Annotated in this window: 21 protein-coding genes; 3 read left to right on the top strand and 18 right to left on the bottom strand. The window is 36.9% G+C overall.

The window, feature by feature from the left end; all coding sequences use genetic code 11:
• Positions 1-3: 3 nt before the first annotated feature.
• From comGG to comGA, 7 genes are read right to left on the bottom strand one after another with little or no spacing between them, the layout of a single operon-like run.
• A complete protein-coding gene (comGG, locus tag FI644_RS17210) occupies positions 4-387 on the bottom strand; it encodes a competence type IV pilus minor pilin ComGG (protein ID WP_053476993.1) in 384 nt (127 codons plus the stop codon).
• Entirely contained in the window at positions 374-856 is a 483-nt protein-coding gene (comGF, locus tag FI644_RS17205) for a competence type IV pilus minor pilin ComGF (RefSeq protein WP_246066963.1), read from the bottom strand. The genes comGG and comGF overlap by 14 nt, the downstream gene beginning before the upstream one ends.
• On the bottom strand, positions 810-1,142 hold the full coding sequence (locus FI644_RS17200) for a hypothetical protein (RefSeq protein WP_053476995.1): 333 nt from the start codon (positions 1,140-1,142) through the stop codon (positions 810-812). Before FI644_RS17200 ends, comGF begins: the two co-directional genes overlap by 47 nt.
• Entirely contained in the window at positions 1,126-1,566 is a 441-nt protein-coding gene (gene comGD / locus FI644_RS17195) for a competence type IV pilus minor pilin ComGD (RefSeq protein ID WP_142108658.1), read from the bottom strand. Before comGD ends, FI644_RS17200 begins: the two co-directional genes overlap by 17 nt.
• Positions 1,559-1,894: a competence type IV pilus major pilin ComGC gene (gene comGC / locus FI644_RS17190; protein WP_142108657.1), complete on the bottom strand. Its 336-nt coding sequence runs from the start codon at positions 1,892-1,894 to the stop codon at positions 1,559-1,561. Before comGC ends, comGD begins: the two co-directional genes overlap by 8 nt.
• Positions 1,894-2,925: a competence type IV pilus assembly protein ComGB gene (gene comGB / locus FI644_RS17185; protein WP_053476998.1), complete on the bottom strand. Its 1,032-nt coding sequence runs from the start codon at positions 2,923-2,925 to the stop codon at positions 1,894-1,896. Before comGB ends, comGC begins: the two co-directional genes overlap by 1 nt.
• Entirely contained in the window at positions 2,912-3,982 is a 1,071-nt protein-coding gene (comGA, locus tag FI644_RS17180; RefSeq protein ID WP_053476999.1) for a competence type IV pilus ATPase ComGA, read from the bottom strand. The genes comGB and comGA overlap by 14 nt, the downstream gene beginning before the upstream one ends.
• Positions 3,983-4,283: 301 nt before the next feature.
• Between comGA and FI644_RS17175 the strand changes: the two genes are divergently transcribed.
• Both FI644_RS17175 and FI644_RS17170 read left to right on the top strand, forming a co-directional pair.
• Positions 4,284-4,985 carry a helix-turn-helix transcriptional regulator gene (locus FI644_RS17175; protein WP_142108656.1) on the top strand — a complete coding sequence of 234 codons (702 nt, stop codon included), beginning with the start codon at positions 4,284-4,286 and terminating at the stop codon, positions 4,983-4,985.
• 91 nt (positions 4,986-5,076) lie between these two features.
• A complete protein-coding gene (locus FI644_RS17170) occupies positions 5,077-5,319 on the top strand; it encodes a DUF2626 domain-containing protein (protein ID WP_053477001.1) in 243 nt (80 codons plus the stop codon).
• 61 nt (positions 5,320-5,380) lie between these two features.
• On the opposite strand, the gene FI644_RS17165 is transcribed toward FI644_RS17170, so the two are convergent.
• Positions 5,381-6,442 (bottom strand): class I SAM-dependent methyltransferase, encoded by a 1,062-nt coding sequence (locus FI644_RS17165; RefSeq protein ID WP_142108655.1) that lies wholly within the window; start codon positions 6,440-6,442, stop codon positions 5,381-5,383.
• A 662-nt stretch (positions 6,443-7,104) separates the two neighbouring features.
• Positions 7,105-7,740 (bottom strand): MBL fold metallo-hydrolase, encoded by a 636-nt coding sequence (locus FI644_RS17160; RefSeq protein WP_142108654.1) that lies wholly within the window; start codon positions 7,738-7,740, stop codon positions 7,105-7,107.
• 286 nt (positions 7,741-8,026) lie between these two features.
• Here FI644_RS17160 and FI644_RS17155 point away from each other — a divergent pair, with 286 nt between their 5' ends.
• Positions 8,027-8,200, top strand: a complete 174-nt coding sequence (locus FI644_RS17155; RefSeq protein WP_075209188.1) for a DUF2759 domain-containing protein — start codon at positions 8,027-8,029, stop codon at positions 8,198-8,200.
• A gap of 401 nt (positions 8,201-8,601) precedes the next feature.
• Here the strand turns inward: FI644_RS17155 and FI644_RS17150 are convergent, their stop codons facing one another.
• The 9 genes from FI644_RS17150 to yqgO all read right to left on the bottom strand — a co-directional run bounded on the left by FI644_RS17150 (position 8,602) and on the right by yqgO (position 17,763).
• A complete protein-coding gene (locus FI644_RS17150; protein ID WP_053477004.1) occupies positions 8,602-8,916 on the bottom strand; it encodes an MTH1187 family thiamine-binding protein in 315 nt (104 codons plus the stop codon).
• A gap of 25 nt (positions 8,917-8,941) precedes the next feature.
• The gene (locus tag FI644_RS17145) at positions 8,942-10,084 is read right to left on the bottom strand and encodes a YqgU-like beta propeller domain-containing protein (RefSeq protein WP_053477005.1); all 1,143 of its coding nucleotides are present in this window, start codon (positions 10,082-10,084) and stop codon (positions 8,942-8,944) included.
• Positions 10,085-10,194: 110 nt separating this feature from the next.
• Positions 10,195-11,382, bottom strand: coding sequence for a M14 family metallopeptidase (locus FI644_RS17140; RefSeq protein WP_053477006.1), 1,188 nt, complete (start codon positions 11,380-11,382; stop codon positions 10,195-10,197).
• A gap of 238 nt (positions 11,383-11,620) precedes the next feature.
• Entirely contained in the window at positions 11,621-13,522 is a 1,902-nt protein-coding gene (locus FI644_RS17135; RefSeq protein ID WP_053477007.1) for an LTA synthase family protein, read from the bottom strand.
• Between the two features lie 290 nt (positions 13,523-13,812).
• Positions 13,813-14,016 (bottom strand): YqgQ family protein, encoded by a 204-nt coding sequence (locus tag FI644_RS17130; RefSeq protein ID WP_053477008.1) that lies wholly within the window; start codon positions 14,014-14,016, stop codon positions 13,813-13,815.
• Between the two features lie 92 nt (positions 14,017-14,108).
• Positions 14,109-15,569 carry a spore germination protein gene (locus FI644_RS17125; protein ID WP_142108653.1) on the bottom strand — a complete coding sequence of 487 codons (1,461 nt, stop codon included), beginning with the start codon at positions 15,567-15,569 and terminating at the stop codon, positions 14,109-14,111.
• A gap of 265 nt (positions 15,570-15,834) precedes the next feature.
• Positions 15,835-17,199: a rhomboid family intramembrane serine protease gene (locus FI644_RS17120; protein ID WP_231690100.1), complete on the bottom strand. Its 1,365-nt coding sequence runs from the start codon at positions 17,197-17,199 to the stop codon at positions 15,835-15,837.
• 52 nt (positions 17,200-17,251) lie between these two features.
• Positions 17,252-17,569, bottom strand: coding sequence for a hypothetical protein (locus FI644_RS26935; protein ID WP_231690101.1), 318 nt, complete (start codon positions 17,567-17,569; stop codon positions 17,252-17,254).
• Positions 17,566-17,763 carry a protein YqgO gene (gene yqgO, locus FI644_RS17115; RefSeq protein WP_053477010.1) on the bottom strand — a complete coding sequence of 66 codons (198 nt, stop codon included), beginning with the start codon at positions 17,761-17,763 and terminating at the stop codon, positions 17,566-17,568. Before yqgO ends, FI644_RS26935 begins: the two co-directional genes overlap by 4 nt.
• Between the last annotated feature and the right edge of the window lie 16 nt (positions 17,764-17,779).

Here is a 17,779-nt window from a genome sequence, read left to right as displayed (position 1 = left end):
CACTCAATTTTTTTCATTCCATTTTATCATTTTCTGAAGATCTTTGTCATAGTAACCGGTTCCTTCAATTTCTGGAAGATCCTTTATTTTTAACATAAATGTCACCCGATATAGGCTGTCTGTTACTTTTATGGTATGATAATTCACTTCCCCTGCTGTGAACGAATATACTCCTGATACCTCCCCACTTTCTTCCTCTAAAAATCGTTCTTCCGTCCATTTCACCGCACTTAAATAATAATATTCCTGTTTTAACATCGTTACTGATTCATTATTCATTTTTCTCTCAGACACATATAATTCAAGCTGAATGGAGAGCACAACGAAAGCTAGGAGAATCACACAAAAAGTTAGCGGATAAGAAAAACCTTTTTCATTCCGGATCATCGTCTGCCTCCAAATCGAGAAATGAAATGAAGGAGGCAGCATGCTGTTGCTGGAATAAATCATTTACAGTCAACCGGAAGCCGTCTTTTAACTCTTCGAAACAGACTGTTTCCACTTGCTGAAAGACAATTTCATGACCCTTTTCATCTACTCTTCGCCTAATATTTGACCCATGCTTATCAAACTGGATACTTTGTCCATCCTTCCATAAAATAATCCTGTCATTAAATACATACATCTCATCAGATAGCCGAACTTCCTTTTTCAATTGCTGCACAAAAACATGCCATTCCATTATTTTATTTCTTGCTTCAAACTGTTCATTTTGGAAAAGGTACTTAAAGCTAAGAGGAATAAAGGACACAATTAAGAGAAAAATGGAGAATGCATAAAGCATTTCTACCATCGTAAAGCCTTTATCATTAAAATGTTTCACACTTTTTATAGGGCTGTTGAAGAAGATCTTCATATTTAATGCATACCTCCATATTAGCGGTTTCCCCATTTCCATTTTGAAAGATCTCATATACAGTTTGATTAACAACAATTGTTTCAGTGGCTGGATATACCGCTTTCTTCTTCGCATCTATTAAACTTTCGTATAAAATCTTAGCAGCAAAGAATTCCTGTCTTACTTGGAGAGATTGATTAACTGCTTGAATAATCAATGGAAAAAGAACACTGGCTATGACTAGCCATGCAGAAAGAGTTAATAATAATTCTGCCAAAAAAAATCCGTCATTCTTTCGCCACATAAAATCTCCCCTTTCCAATTAAGAAGGTCATTCTGTAACGAACTTTATCAACGATGATAATAAAGGAGCCAAATCGATTGATATTCCCATTAGGATGATATTGAAAAAAAAGCTTCATCGTGCCTTCCCTTATCGTAATTGCTTCAGGGATGTCCCTTTCGATTAAGAAGCCTTTATTATGCCCCTCACGCAAATAGTAGTAATTTTCCTCTGGAAGGATATGAACAGTGATCAAAATCTGATGTGACATGGCATATTGCTGTCCATATAATAAGTCTGCTTTTAATTGGCTAATAAATTGCTGTTTTTCAATAGAGACAAATTGAGCTTTTAACAGGATGGCAGAAACAGAGGCGATAATGAGGAATACGCTAAGTACAAAGAGGGACTCTAATAATGTAAAGCCACCTTCTGTGTTATTCATTTGTAGAAGATTCCTTTTGTTTCGAGGACACTTTTCCGTCTGTAATCACAATGGCTTCTCCATTTGGACACGTTGTTTCATTCTCGTTTAAATATTTTTCATCCACTAATGCTTTTATATCTGCAGGGGGCTTTTTATGTTCAATTTCATATGCCTGTACTTGGGCTTGAACCATCTTTACAAAAGCTTCACATCCCTTTTTATTGATGTTTCCATTATGCTTCGTAATATTCGGTATTGTAATAATCAGCAGAACTGATATAACAAGAAGGACAATCATCATCTCCAGCAATGTAAATCCTTTTTCACCTTTTAGTAGTTTTGTCATTAAAATCCCTCCAATAGATGGAACATTGGTAATAATACAGCTAAATACATAGATACAATTAAAAAGCCAATAAATACATACAAACATGGCTGGATCGTTTTTAACATTTTTTCCGTTCTTTCCTCTAAGAGGTTTAAACAATATCGGCTAAAAAAGAATAGCTCTTGGTCTAATTTTCCATTCCTTTGTCCGTGCCTAATAATATGAGCAAGCTCTCTTTCAAAAAATGGATAACTAATTAAAATGTCCTCAAGCTTATCGCCCTTTCGTAAACCATGCTTTAATTCCCTACCAAGCTCTTTGTAAAGTGGCTGTTTATCATTGTTTTCAAATAAGCTTAGTGCTTCATGAACAGATAATCCTCCAGCTAACAAATAACTAATTTGCACGGAAAAATAATGGGTATAAAACAATTTGAAAAATATCCCGATTACCGGAAGGGAGACTAGCATTTTCTTTTGTCCGATTTGAGAAAAATGACGGAATCTGAAGAAGTAGTAGCATAGGAGAAGCAGGAATAAAAAGAGGATCCCTATCGTTAGGTACGGCAATAGTTCTCCAAATGTGGAAACAACCTTTGTGAAAAAATTAGGCTTGAGGCTCATTGAGATAAACAGCGAGGAAAATCTCGGCAATATAATTCTCTCAACAAATATAAATAAGACAGCAGTTATAAAGATTAAAAATAAAGGATATACAAACAATTTCTTTAGCTTTTCAAAATCTCTATCCCTCTTCAGCATCATTTCACTTCCATCTTGAAAGGCTGCAGCTAACCCCCCATGCTGCTCAGCAAAATACACATAGCCAATCAGATGCTGATTAAAGTGGAGTTTAGCCAAAACTTGATAAAAAGGATAGCCTTCTCTTAAATCTGCTAGACATTGACTAAGCTCAAGCTTCTTTTTATTTGGCATTTGAAATAATAGAGACTCAATTGCTTCTGATAAAGGATAGCCTCTAGTAAGCAATTCACCCATTCGTTTTAAAAACTGGCATTGCTCCTGCAAACTCCACTTACGTTTGATCATGCTCAAGCACCCACCGCTCATATTCTGTTTCTTTAATAAAACCAAGTGCTATTCCCTTTTTAATGATATCCTTTAAGTTTCGGTATTTAATAACAGCCTCTTCACCTCTCGCCACTTTCATAGAGGCATTTAATGCCCTCCCAGTTAAAAGCTCAAAAATACTTGCTCTTTTCAATCTGCCATAGCAATAGCAGTATGGGGAACATTCCCCCTTACAAAACGGACAGGATAATTCCACAAGTCTCTGCGCGGTTACAGCAACAAGGGTCTGTTCTATTTCTACTGCATCCACACCAAATTCACTCAACCTGTAAATCGCTCCTCTAGCATCCCTCGTATGCATCGTTGAAAGAACTAAATGACCTGTTAGTGCAGCTCTTACTGCTATCTTTGCCGTTTCTGCATCTCTGATTTCCCCCACCATAATGATATCTGGATCATGTCTTAGAATGGCTTTTAATCCAGTTGCATAGGACACACCAGCTTTTTCATTCACTTGAACCTGGAGCACCATATCATTTTCTTTTTCAATTGGGTCTTCAAGGGTGATGACATTGCGATTGAACATATGTGAGGTTTCATTGAGAAGCGAGTATAGGGTGGTAGTTTTACCTGATCCAGTCGGACCAGTAAATATGATTAATCCGTGGGCATGCTTTAATAAGGCAAGTAGTTTTCGGGTCATACTCGGGAATAAAGAAATTTGGTAGAAAGGAATTTGTTCTTGCTGAGGGAGGATTCGAATAACTAGGCTTTCATTATGACTAGAGGGGAGCGTTGAAAAGCGAAAGCCGATCATTTGACCATCAATTTGATAGGAGTTTGCACCGCTTTGCGGTCTTCTCTTTTCACCGATATCCATTGAAGCCGTAAATTTAAAGTGTGAAATCAGTCTGTCGCATTCTTCTTTCGGCAAATAGAGTCTGGGAATTAGTTTGTTAGCAAGACGTAATTGGATGAGGGTATCGCTTCTGCGGGGAACAATGTGGATATCTGATGCATGATTTCTGACAGCATCTTTAATAATTCTTTCTGCAAGCTTTTCAATTGTATTCAATTAAATCGTACACCACCTTTTCTTTTGTTAGGAATATGATTCGACCCTATTATATATTCTCCTGCTTTTTTTGACAAATAATTCGATTAATAATATGAAATTTTCATAAAATAAGAATTCAAAGATTAGCCACATACACAAATCACAATGTAAATTTGTTGAAATTTATCAAAATTTATATAAATTTGTGACTTATGTTATTGGTTTAAATGTGAACTTTTTATAAACTAATAGTGAATACAGTGTTAACCCTAACTAGCTGTATTATAATAGAATCAAATCCGTTCTGAGGTGAATAGAAGTGGAACAAACGCTAAAAATAACAAATGTATTATCAGATCCAACACGCTATTATATTTATCAATACATTACAAAAAGACATAAGGATGTGACTGTTCAGGAAATCGCAGATAATTTCGACATTCATCCAAACGTAGCCAGACTTCATCTGTCAAAACTTGAGGATGTTAACATGCTCGTTTCTGATACCCAGAAGACAGGGAAAGGCGGAAGACCAAGCAGGCTTTATCGCTTATCTGATGATGTAATTCAGCTCCATTTCCCATATCGCGACTATCAGCTTCTCTCAAAAATCGCCATGCAAACCATGCTTTCTCTTGGAGAAGAAGGAAAAAAGGCATTGTATTTGACTGGGAAGTCATTTGGGAAGGAATTGGTTGAACAGGAAATAAACCGTACTCCTAACAATAACGAAGAGCTTTCATTCGATCAAAAACTGAACATCCTTAAAAATGCTTCTACCTTATCCGGCTTCCACCCTGAATTTGAAGTAAATGAGGATCAAAGCAAAATTTATTTTCAAATTTATAACTGTCCATTTAAAGAAGTAGCTCTTGAACATTCTGAATCGGTCTGTAATATGCATTATGAATTTTTAAAAGGAATGTTTAAAGTACTGTTTCATTCCATTGAGTTAGTTGAAAAGGAAAATATGCTTGGTGGATGTGATTCTTGTTCTTATCATGCAATCGTCACAAAGTAGCAACAAAGGTTATTTACTTTTGTCTATCATTTAACTTATAATATGTAATGATGTAATAATGTGAATTGCTAGGGGAAAAGGAGGGATACATATGGATCGTATGTACAAGGTTTGTGGATTCTGGACGGGAATATTTGCTGTCATGTTCTTCTTAGGCGATATGTATACAACGTCTTTAATCTTCTTTGCCCAAACAGGATTCTTCCTGCTTTTAAGCTACTTAAAGCTTTCAGAACGTATGTATTTATATGTTTTTGCAGGATATTTAACTGTGTTTTTCGTAGGCTTCACGTATTGGAGCACGTTTATGATGGTTCCAGGTGCAGGCCACTAAAAACCAAAGTTTAGCTACATAATAAAAAAGCGATGGATTCCATCGCTTTTTTATTATCCCTTTATACTCCTTTCTGCTGCAAAATTACATGAAAAAAAGAACTCATTCCTCCAGGTATAATAAGGCTGCGTATTGCCCGATTTCTTTTGCTTATAGCTGAAAAAGGATTCGGATCATAATTCTCCTGCAATTCCTCTAGAATTCCTGCAGCAAGCAGAAATTCATCCTGCCTCCATTTATGAACATACATTAACCCAAGCTGATTCCCCTTTTTGATTAACGCATCAAAATGGACATGACTTGTTATATCCATTTCCCCTGGATGTTCAAGAATATTATTCATTTGCTGATGTTTGTAATAGCCCCTTAAACTTCCATTCCTTCTTGATGGCTCCATCCATTCTTCATTTGTGTATCCATAATCAACCGTGAGCACTAGCCCTCTTTGCAGGGTATTAGCCATGCTTGTCATCATCGATTCCAACTGTAAAGGGATTTCAATACGTTGCTGATCGTTCAACTTTAACCCGCTTCGTTCGAGAAAAGATTTAATTTCTTCATTTTTTAAAGGTACAAAGCTCTCAATGAGCATATCATCCTTAACAGCAACCATAACCTCTAGTAATTGCCCGTCCTGGTTTTCTATTACATGAACCGGAAATGCATCAAACAACTCATTTGAAAAAATCAAACCTTCAAAAGGAGTAATTTCCTCCAAGCATGAGATTTGCTTTGTATTCTCATCAAGAATTAGTTCCTCCTGCTGCAATTTCCGATGATATGGGCTTTCTTCTAAAATATAATATTGGATCGGTTCAGCCGAAATAGTCTTCCATTCATCAATAAAGGCTTTAGCAAACCGACCTGTCCCTGCACCAATTTCGCAAATGGAAAATGGGAGGTTCAGTTCAATTGCTTTCCTGTAAAACCATTTAGCAATGGATCTGCCATAAATATCAGAAATATTACTTGTCGTAATAAAATCTCCTTCACGTCCTATTTTCCTTTTATCATTCATATAATAGCCATATTGCAAATGGTACAGAGTTTGCATTATGTAATCTGCATATGTAATTTTCTGCGATGGGCTCTTTAGAATATAATCCTTTAAATAATTTATCATTTACAATTCCCCTATATATTAAAAAGATAATAGATACAGTAACACACAAATCTAGTTTATTTTTCACACAATATATTTTCACCATTGACATAGTGTTAACTTTATTATATTCTACTATTAGTAGCTTAACTATATCCCCTCCCATTATATGAATAGAACATCCCCCAGAAAAGCCCTTCTCTTTTGAGAAGGGCTTTTCTATGTCCAGCTGCGGCTCCTAGCGACTAATGGACTTCAGGCTTCCTCCTTACGATAAGTCAACATTCGAATCGCTATCGCTCTTCGTGTTTCCTTTATCTCAGTCCGGAGCCTTCCAGTCCATACGTCACTGAACAGTCGCCTCCGCTTTTCTGATTGTCCAGCTGCGGCTCCTAGCGACTAGTGGACTTCAGGCTTCCTCCTTACGATAAGTCAACATTCGAATCGCTATCGCTCTTCGTGTTTCCTTTATCTCAGTCCGGAGCCTTCCAGTCCATACGTCACTGAACAGTCGCCTCCGCTTTTCTGATTGTCCAGCTGCGGCTCCTAGCGACTAGTGGACTTCAGGCTTCCTCCTTACGATAAGTCAACATTCGAATCGCTATCGCTCTTCGTGTTTCCTTTATCTCAGTCCGGAGCCTTCCAGTCCATACGTCACTGAACAGTCGCCTCCGCTTTTCTGATTAAAACCCATTTAAAAAGGGATTTGAATCCATTTCTTGTCCAATTGTTGTGGCAGGTCCATGTCCTGAGAGCACAATCGTTTCTTCGGGAAGAATTAGCAATTGCTCATGGATGCTTTTAAGCAGTTGAGCATGGTTCCCCCCAGGAAGATCCGTCCGCCCAATACTGCCGCTAAATAATGCGTCACCGGATATCACAAATCCCGCTTCTTTAAAATAAAAAGATAGGCTTCCTGGTGAATGGCCTGGTGTTTCTGCGATTTGAAAGGAGAAATCACCAATTTTCAACTCTTTTTCGTTCGTCAATACATAATCCGCACGGTTCCCCTTGACTAACTTACCTATTTCAAACAATTGTGACCCATTTTGACTGGGGTCAATTAGCCAATCTGCTTCATTTTCGTGAATATAGACTGGGATATTGAATGTCTCTCTAATCTCTTCCACTGCCCCTATATGATCAAAATGTGCGTGTGTAAGGATAATGGCAAGGGGACTTAGCTTATTTTCAAGAATAAAGCTGCTTAATTTCTCCCCTTCTTCACCTGGATCAAAAATTAAACAAGTATTGTCTTCCTTTGATACAATATAACAATTTGTTTGTAATAGACCTAATGGAATTTGATGCCATTCCATAATCAACACCTCCAGTTGTGGATATATGCACTAATTTTACACTATATTAACAAAGAAATTAAAGGAAACTCGTTTATTATCGGAAAATGAAGATTTTTTATACTTTAAAAGGGAATAGTAGAATGAACGACATAGAAGTGTCATTTTTTGACCTCGACAAACAAGAGAAAAAAATATAGAATATAATACGAATGTATATATAGCATTACATACAGGTTCCATACCTGAATATGATTTTTCAATGGGCATTTGCCTGATTATCATAACAAAAGGGGGCTTTTTATTAATGGGAATCGTTATTATCTTCTTTTTAGTTGCCATTTTAGCAGCTTATGGTGCTTGGAGTGCACTTAAAAACAAGAATATTCTAGGTTTCGTATTTGCAGCCGGTTCATTCGTTGTATTTGGCGGATTTGCATTATTAACTCTAATCAACAGCGGATACCCTGCAGCACACTAGAAAAGCGGAAGCACCTTGTTCAGGGGCGACAAGCATAAGACGAGCCGGCAGAAAGGTTGTTCTTTAACCTTTTTGTCGGCTTGACTTATGACCTCGAGCCCCTAGGTGCTGGAGCTGGACAAAGAAAAGCGAAGGCGATTGTTCAACGACGTATGGACTGGAGGGCTCCGGACTGAGATAAAGGAAACACGAAGAGCGAAAGAGATTCGATGTTGACTTATCGTAAGGAGGAAGCCTGAAGTCCACTAGTCGATAGGAGCAGTAGCTAGACAAAGAAAAGCGAAGGCGCCTTCGAAACAATCAATTTGCCGATTGTTCCTGCGACGATTATTTTAAGGAGCTTTCCTTAGTGATCAAGGGCGAAAAAAAAAAGGATCCCATCTTTGGGAATCCTTCTTTTTTTATTGATTAAGCTGGCTTTCAACACGTTGAACCTTTTCTTCCATTTTTCTTTTAACATCTCTTCTATCATCAATACGTATATTCGTTGCTACCCTCATAAGTCCTTTTTCAAAAGGCACCTCATGCATAGCTTGAATGACTTCGAATAATACCGGAAGTTCTCCTTCAATTATTGTATTCATCGGAGTTAATTGGAACCGTATTTGGCCCTTCTTTTCGTATTCCATTAATACACGCTGAATATCAGCTACATAACTGCTTACACTTGGTGACTCAGTTCCTATAGGAATAACGGTTACATCAACTATTGCCATTTTTTATCATCCTTTTTTTCAATTATTATTCCTTAATGATAGGCATAATTTCTTTTGAATCCATATTTATTAGCTTTTCAAAATAAAACCCATATAAACAATGACTTCCATTTGGAGAGCAGCTTAAAGGCTCGTTTTCCAAATTCTCGAAAAGCACTTTCTCGTCTCCATTTTTGATGTTTAGTGAAAGAAGCTGAAATCCTTCCGCGTACGTATCAGCTTCCGAACTATACAGTGGGGCAAAGGTGTAAAAGTGATCTCCCTCATCAAAATCAAAATATGGGATAAGCCAATCAGAAAATCTTGTTAAATGGGGAATGTTTAAATCTGCTAGCTTATTAAGGTCACTGGATAGAAAAGTATATGCTGACTCATTTATTTTATCAGAAGGAACAGTAATGGTCATGATTAAATTCTTAATTGCCTTCATATAGTATATCTTGTCTAAAATTGTATCGTCCTGCTCGCTAAAAATAGATTTCTTCTTTAAAGGTGCGAATAATAAGGCTTCCTCTTGACCCCAATCTAAATAAACGAGCTCTTCCTTACTCTTCCAGCCCACAAATGGCTCTTTTAGTTGAATAGGAGTCAGCTTTTTTTCTTTAAGATTCATTTGATATGTGGAAAAATCCCAGCTTTCTGTAAATGAAGAAAGGAGCAGCTGATCCTCATCATATGGGTTCCACTCAAAAACAAAGTCAAACGCCTCTATCCTTTCAGACATTATCTCATTCCCGTTGCGATCAATAATTGTAATAATGCCTTCAAAGGTTGTGGGTGCAGTATGAACTAATAAACGTTCCCCTGAAGGACTAGCAGTAACTGAGGCTACTGGTGACTCACTTTCAAAAATCAATTGGTTCTTACCAGTAAATATATTATAAGTATACACATGAGATCCTAACCCGACATTTGTTATGTACACTATTTCTTCATTATTTAGCCAGCTGCTCATACTGTTAAATTGCCCCTGTTCTATTTGGATGGGCAGCTTTATTTCTTGACCAAAAAAGGAAGGTGGAATCGCTTCCTTTCCTGGTTCCTTTTGATGATTTTTGAATGAATGCAGTTCTGACTCTTTATTTACTGTACAACCTGCAAGAAATAGCGAAAGGAAAATGCATAAAAAAAGAGCCATTCTGTATTTCTTTCTTTTTTTCCAAAGCAACTCCACCCCTCCCTCCAATCCATTTAACTAATTATACGAAAATATGAGAAGAATGTTTCAATTATTTCAAAATTATTTCAAAAAGAAAAGCCAATAGCGGCTTTTTCATTTTACATATATAATGCAGCCAGGTAAATGCCTAGCACCTCTTCAAATATTTCATCAAACTGAGATAATGGCAACGGATTAATTCCAGACCCTAATTCGATTGTAAAGCCAGGTCTGCGAAAATCTTGAATAAACCAATCCTTATATCCCGCATAGCTATCAATATATTGTACAGGTGTATATCCGCTCACTCTTGCAAATTCAGCAGCTAAGCCTCTTGATTCTGGCGGTTCAAGCCCTTCAAATCCCCAATAAAATTCTTCGCCTTGGGTATGGAAAGCAAGCATACGATTAAATTGTCTTGTACTTGCAAGATTAGCCATAGCTATCGATTCTGGTTCAGTTAAAGGCGCATCCCCAGGATAGTCACGCGGTGCAGGTGCTTTCTCTGCTTTTCTTTCCTTCTCAATCTCCCACTTTGCCGGGAATTGATTATTTAAGTCCACACCTCTTATATTTGCCTTCCAGCCAGTAAAATCAGTACTTCCATTATTAATCCGTATCACTTCTTCTCTCATCTCATCTGGAGGTCCATTTAAAACCAAGTCAACTCCATCTGGATTTACCATTGGCACAATGGAAAGATCTACAGCGTGATATAAGGGCATGGTTGTCAGTCCTCTTATTGGCTTCACATTTGTTAATGATGACAGAAAATGATTCAGAAGTGACATTAAAACACCTGAAGTGATCCATTCATTTGCATGAAACGAGGCATTAAAATGAACTTTCTTTGTTCCCTTGCCAAGACGGATTTCTTGAATGGGCTTTCCTAATACACTTTTGCCAATATTATTTACTTGAATGAATGGAAAGATGGATTTCAGTTGCGCTATGTCAGCTGTTAAAGCTTTAAAGTTATACTGCCTTTTCCCATTAACGACCGGCGAGATTACTCTTTGGGGAATAATGATTGTTTTTCCAACCTGCAATTGATTTGGGTTCACGTTTTGATTTAGCAAAAGAAGTGCATCAACTGATAAATGTCTAGCCTCACTAAGTTTCCAAAATGTATCGCCTTTTCTCAGCGTATATTTCTGTATAGTAAATCCAGGGATCTGCACTTCTTGCCCAATTTGTAAAGTGGATGAATTAATCGTTGGATTCGAATCAATGATCAAGTTTAATGGGATCATGAAAAGCCGGCTATAATGCCATAATGTATCGCCTGAACGTACTTGCACCTTCATTATTTTTACCCTCCTTCATCCATTCATTCATATGAAAAAAAGAAGAGAAAAATGACTGTATGTCATTCCCATAAAAAAACTGAAATAGTGGGGGCTTAACAATCTAAATAGCCTTATAATTAGACAAAGAATATAGTTAATAAAAAAAGACGAACACTACATTTTGTAGAGATTCGTCTTCTTTTTGTTTGAAGGGGTATTTCTCAACAGCCCCTAAAATACATATTTTTTCTACGATCTAATTTTCATCAATTACTGGCTCATTTTTCATCAATGTTGAATTATGCACTTGATCATTTTCGTAAAATCTTAGTAAATCCCCATAGATGATTTTATCTGAATACTCAAGTTCCTGTGATGCTTTTTCAATAAATGGTTCACATGCTGCACCATCGGTCGGCTCACCGGTCTTTTTATCATAACATGTTTCACGAGTATAAATATTATCTCTCGTGATAAAACTTCCATCACGCAACACGGTAAATTCCATTTTGTCGTCTGAAAAAAGATCGGAACCAAATTCAATCGTATTCTTTGTATTCACACCGAGTAAGTGCAGAAGAGTCGGTTTCAAGTCAATTTGACCTGAGACAGTTGAGATTGTTTTCCCTTCTTGACCAGGAATATGAATGATTAAAGGAACCCTCTGCAGTTGTGTGCTTACAAATGGGGTAACTTCCTCACCTAGAAATTCACTCATTGCTTTATTATGGTTTTGAGAAATTCCATAATGGTCCCCGTAGAGGACGATAATTGAATCCTCATATAATCCTTCCTGTTTCAACCGTTCAATAAATAATTTAATGGCTTCATCCGTATAGCGAACAGTTGGGAAGTAGTTATCAACTGTTTTATTACCAGAAGTATATGGTTCAATCAGTCGATCTTCTTCCCCTAATTCAAATGGATGATGATTGGTTAAGGTAATGAATTTTGTATAAAATGGCTTCGGCATTTCTTTCAAATGCTGAATAGACTGTTCGAAGAAATCGATGTCCTTCATTCCCCATCCAACCGAATTCGCATCAGATACATCATAATCAGTCAATGAATAATATCGGTCATAGCCAAAGGAATCATACATAATATCCCGATTCCAGAAGCTTTTGCTATTTGCATGCAACGTTGCTGAATAGTAACCGTAATCCTTTAATATTTCTGGAGTTGCATTAAATTCATTCCCCGAATGGGTAAAAAATACAGCACCGCGGTTAAGCGGGTAAAGCGAGTTATCTAGAAGAAACTCTGAATCCGATGTTTTTCCTTGTTCAGTCTGGTGGTAAAAGTTATCAAAGTAATAACTTTCTTTAATAAAATCATTAAGGAATGGAGTAATCTCCTGGCCGTTTACCTTCTCATTAATAACAAAGTTTTGCGTAGATTCCATTGAAATCAAGATGACATTTTTTCCTTTAGCCATGCCAAACATTTCATCATTCGGCTTTTTATAATTCGCATGGATATAGTTATCGATATCCACTAATTCGCTTCCGTCAGCTAATGCCCGTTGCGCGGAAGATTTTGATTGGAGAAAAACATCATAAATATGATAATTGTATGTGCCTATATTCTTCACGAGCATTTCACGGTCAAATGTGCGGGTAAGCAGCTGTGGACGTTCTGTTTCAGCCAATCCAAGATTAAAAAAAGCAAAGGCAATCGCTATAAGGAAATAAGCTCTGCGATCTACTTTTGTGAATGATTTGCTGGAAATAAAGGTCGGTTTGAATTTGACAATAAGCACCAACAATAGAAAATCGGCAAAATAAACAAGATCCGTCACACTTAATAGATCACTAACACTGCTTCCTAAATCACTCATATTGCTCGTTTGAAAAAGGACAGGAATCGTTAGAAAATCATTAAAAAAGCGGTAAAACACTACATTTGCAAACAAAACAAAGGAAATGAAAAAGCTAGTTATAAGAATATAGCGATTTTTATTTTTCTCCTTCATAAATAGGCTAATACCAAAAATAAAAAGCAGAAAACTTAACGGATTGATAAACAAAATAAACTCTTGCTTCCAGTTTTCTATCTTTATATCAAAGCTAGTCTTATAGACTATATACGTTTTTAGCCAAAGCAATACAGTTGCAATCACAATAAGCGATAGCTTTGACCCTTTCAATTTATTCATACTGGCTGATACCCTCCCTGTTTTTTTAAAGAACAGATGTGGAATTCCCATATTTTTTACCAATTTCAGGATGAATCGGATAAATCAAACAATATCTTAATACTTTTTTTACAAAAAATCAATTGTCCATTTACACTAGTTTTATAGAATGTAAGGATGGCTAATTTACCATTACCCACAGTATTAGACGTTTGAAACCTCAAAAAGTTTCATGATTGTCCAATTTTAGGGAATTTTTAATTTTTATAAACAAAAAGAGCAGGCGAAAAAACGGCTGCTCTTTCTAAAATTTATTTAGCTTTTTCTCTTAGTAGCTGAGCCTCATGTCTTAATAACAATATGGCTGTTTGATAATCTTTTGTATCGATAAACTGGGCTTTGTATAGTTCCTTTACTTCCTCCTCCATTAATTCTAAATCAGCTACCCTGTCACCAATATAAATAATGGTTCCAAACCTTTTAAGCAGTTGTTGAATGTCATAAATTGTTTTCATTCTTTACCCCATTGTCTTAGAAATATAATTGGCATTTTCACATAAAAAGTATATGTGAAATCCATTCATATCACAAGTAGGATGATTATTCTTTACCTGTCCGGATCCTTTGGATGTAAAAATCTCGGTCTTCGATTCTTTAGCGGAATGGGAGACCGGATGAGGACATCTCTAAATGCCCGAAAATTAAAGGGAATAAACGGCCATAGATACGGTACGCCAAAGGACTTTAGTCTTGCAAGCATGAGAATGAAAAACACTATTCCGATCACAAATCCATATGAATGAAAGATGCTTGTCGCTAGCAGCAAACCAATTCTCATGAGCCGGTTGGCAAGACTCATTTCATAGCTAGGTGTCGAAAAGGTGCCAATTGCGGCAATTGCCAAGTACAAAACCACTTCATTAATAAATAGACCAACCTCAACCGCCACTTGACCAATCATTAATGCCGCTACAAGTCCCAGTGCCGTAGCTAGTGAAGATGGAGTATGGATTGCAGCCATCCTAAGAATATCCAAACCAAGCTCAATTAATAGGAACTGAACAATTAAAGGAAGCTCGCCCGTATCATTTGGTCCAATATAAGATAAATTTTCAGGCAACAGCTCGGGCTGGATTGCAAATAAATACCAAAGAGGCAACAGAAAAATGGATGCCCAAACGGCTAGAAAACGAACCAATCTTAAATATGCTCCAACTATAGGTTTGTTACGGTATTCCTCAGCATGCTGCAAATGATGCCAAAAAGTAGTTGGTGTAATGATCACACTAGGCGAGCCGTCAACAATGATGCATACATGCCCTTCATATAAATGTACAGCTGCCGTATCTGGTCTTTCCGTATATCTAACCATAGGGTAAGGATTCCAATGACGGCCAGAAATAAATTCCTCAATCGTTTTTTCAGCCATTGGCAGCCCATCCGTATCAATGTTTGATAAAGATTCTTTAATCTTCTTGACCATATCAGGATCAGCAATATCCTCAATATAACTCACAACGATATCCGTCTTTGAACGTCTGCCTACTTGCATATATTCCATTCTCAATGTGCGGTCCCTTACTCTTCTGCGTGTTAATGCTGTATTAAAGACAATGGTCTCAACATAGCCATCTCGTGATCCGCGAACAACCCTTTCCGTATCAGGTTCTTCGGGACCTCTGACCGGATATGTACGAGCATCAATTAGAATTACCTTATTAATTCCATCAACAACTAGCGCTGTTTGACCAGCTAGTACCGCATCAACTACTGTATCAAGATCATCAGTTGTTTCCACTTCAACATACGGAATATATGTTTTAACAAGCTTTGAAAGAGTATCTCCTTCTAACTGCTCTTTCTCTAAATCACTGAGCTCTTTCATTAAATAATGCAGGATATCGTCTTTGACAAAACCATCTACAAAAAAGAAAGCCATTTTTCTTTCTGCATATACAGCATCAAGCTGAATCACATCGAAGCTTTTTTCTACTCCCAGCGCTTTCTTTAGATAGTTGGTGTTTTCAACTAAATTAAACTGCACTTTCCTCTTTTCCTGTGGCTCCAAAACATTTCCACCCCATCATTCTTCCATACTATTCCTTGAATCCTATTTAACAGCTTAGACATTCAAAAAAAAAATCATACCAATAATTGGTATGATTAAAGAATAAGGATCAACAATTTTATCGCAGATTAACGGGCTGTAAGCCCCCCTTCAAGAAGTAGAGGGAACAAAAAATTCTAAGTGGGGGATCAACAGCCCGTAAATGCCCGATTAGTTCAATTAACAATCAGTGGGGGATGAAGGAAAACCCCCACTGATTGAAGTTTCACTTTATATACTTGTTAATTTCTTTAAGCAAATTTTGATAATCTGTTTGTTCAGGCTTTAGTTCAACTGCCATTTCCACACATTTCTTTGCTTCAGAGTAGTTCTTCTCATCTATATAGATTAAAGCTAAATTATAATAAGCTTCGTGAAAATCTGCTCTCTTATCAACAGCCAATTGCAAATGCTCTTTTGCTTGAGTGATTTCATTCAAATTAATTTCTGCATAAGAAAGTAAAAAATATACCTCGGCTGAAACTTCCTTATCTTTTGAATAATCCTTCAATAAATTTTGAGCCTGATCATATGCTTCTGTCTCCATATATTCCTGTGCCATAAGTAAAGCGGATTGTTCATTCATTCGTCTCCCAGGTTCATTAAAACCATATTTCAACAGACTTGCAAAAAGACTAGCCGTTATTACTAAAAACAGCAGCTGCAAAGCCAATCTCTTTTTCTTTGGAAAATGCACGATTCCCGCAGCAAGAAATCCAGCGATTAACCCCCCAATATGCCCAGCCATATCAATACTTGGCATGGAAAATCCAAACATTAAATTAATACCTAATATAATTAAGATATTAAATCCCATCGTTCGGAAGAAAAGCTTCGGAAAAATCACCCCAAAGTAGAGGAGTGCTCCAAAGAGCCCATATATCGCTCCACTTGCCCCTGCAGATATGGAAGGGCTGAAAATAAAGCTGGCGATAGAACCGCCGAAACCAGCAATTAAATAGATAAGAAGAAATCGCCACTTGCCAAAGATCCTCTCAATAATTGTTCCTAAATAATATAAGGACACGGTATTCATTAACAAATGCAATACCCCTATATGGAGAATAATGGGGGTAAAGAAGCGCCACCACTCGCCTTCCAGAATAAGCGGATTAAACTTCGCCCCATACTTAATCAATGTAGATGTATCCGTGCTGCTCCCAACTGATTCAATAAACAGAAAAACAGCTACTTGAATAATCATGAACATATATGTAAAAAAAGGTTTCCCTTGATTAAAAATACGCGTCTCTTCTTTTGCTTTGTTTGAAGCAATAGATAATGCTGAAAGCTTTAATTTGTCAACGTCATTTTCAGTGTAGCTTTCTTCTAGTGCGAAGGCGAATGAATCACGGAAGATCCCTTCGGCTTTCTGAAAACCATGTTCGTAATGAGCACGATCAAAAATGATTGATTGCACCCTTGTTTTTCCATTGGAAGGGAATTGAAAAGGCTCTCTTATTCTAAATTCATAATCATCTACCGGAGGGTATGGAGTCACATACATATTAATAACATTCATGCTGCTCTTTGAAAGTTGTTTTCTGATCCTTTCCCCATTCATCGCGGTCAGTTCAATATCCTTTTGCATCCAATTGCTCCAGTCCAAATTATAAAGGAGTAATCGGATGACCTGCGCTTCTTTATTCTCCATTTTTTCTAGCCATATTTCGTTTTGCTCCTTTGATAATTGAACAATCCGATATTCTTGAACAGAAATAAAATAATGGGCTAGCCGCCAAAAAAGATATTCCTCTTGAAAATTCAAATTTTCTCCTACTCTCTAAACAAAAATCAATTTTTTCCATTAGGCTTTCTTTTATTAATAATTGCACTTGCCTTCCTTTAACTATAGGCAATAATCCTTCCTTTTGTAAAGCAAGATACATATTCACATTTTTCCCTTGTAAATATACGTTTAACCCCAAAAGAAAAAGACCTTTATTAAGGTCTTTTTTCATTTCAATTCTGCAGATTCAGGCGGAAACACCATTTTCATCAATCGATCACGGACTCCAGGAATCCCCATGAATGAACTAACTGCTAGACGACGCAAAAATGGGGTCTTAAATAAAACATTCATTGCGCGATAACGATTCTGGAAAAGAAAATATCCACCAAACCCAATTAGTAAAATAGATAGTATGCGGCCCATTTCATCCCTCCTATTT

Origin of the sequence: Cytobacillus solani (assembly GCF_006704205.1) — a bacterium.
Lineage (GTDB): Bacteria > Bacillota > Bacilli > Bacillales > Cytobacillaceae > Cytobacillus > Cytobacillus solani.
The sequence above is the reverse complement of the archived record's forward strand: the minus strand, read 5'-3'. Positions and strand labels throughout refer to the sequence as shown.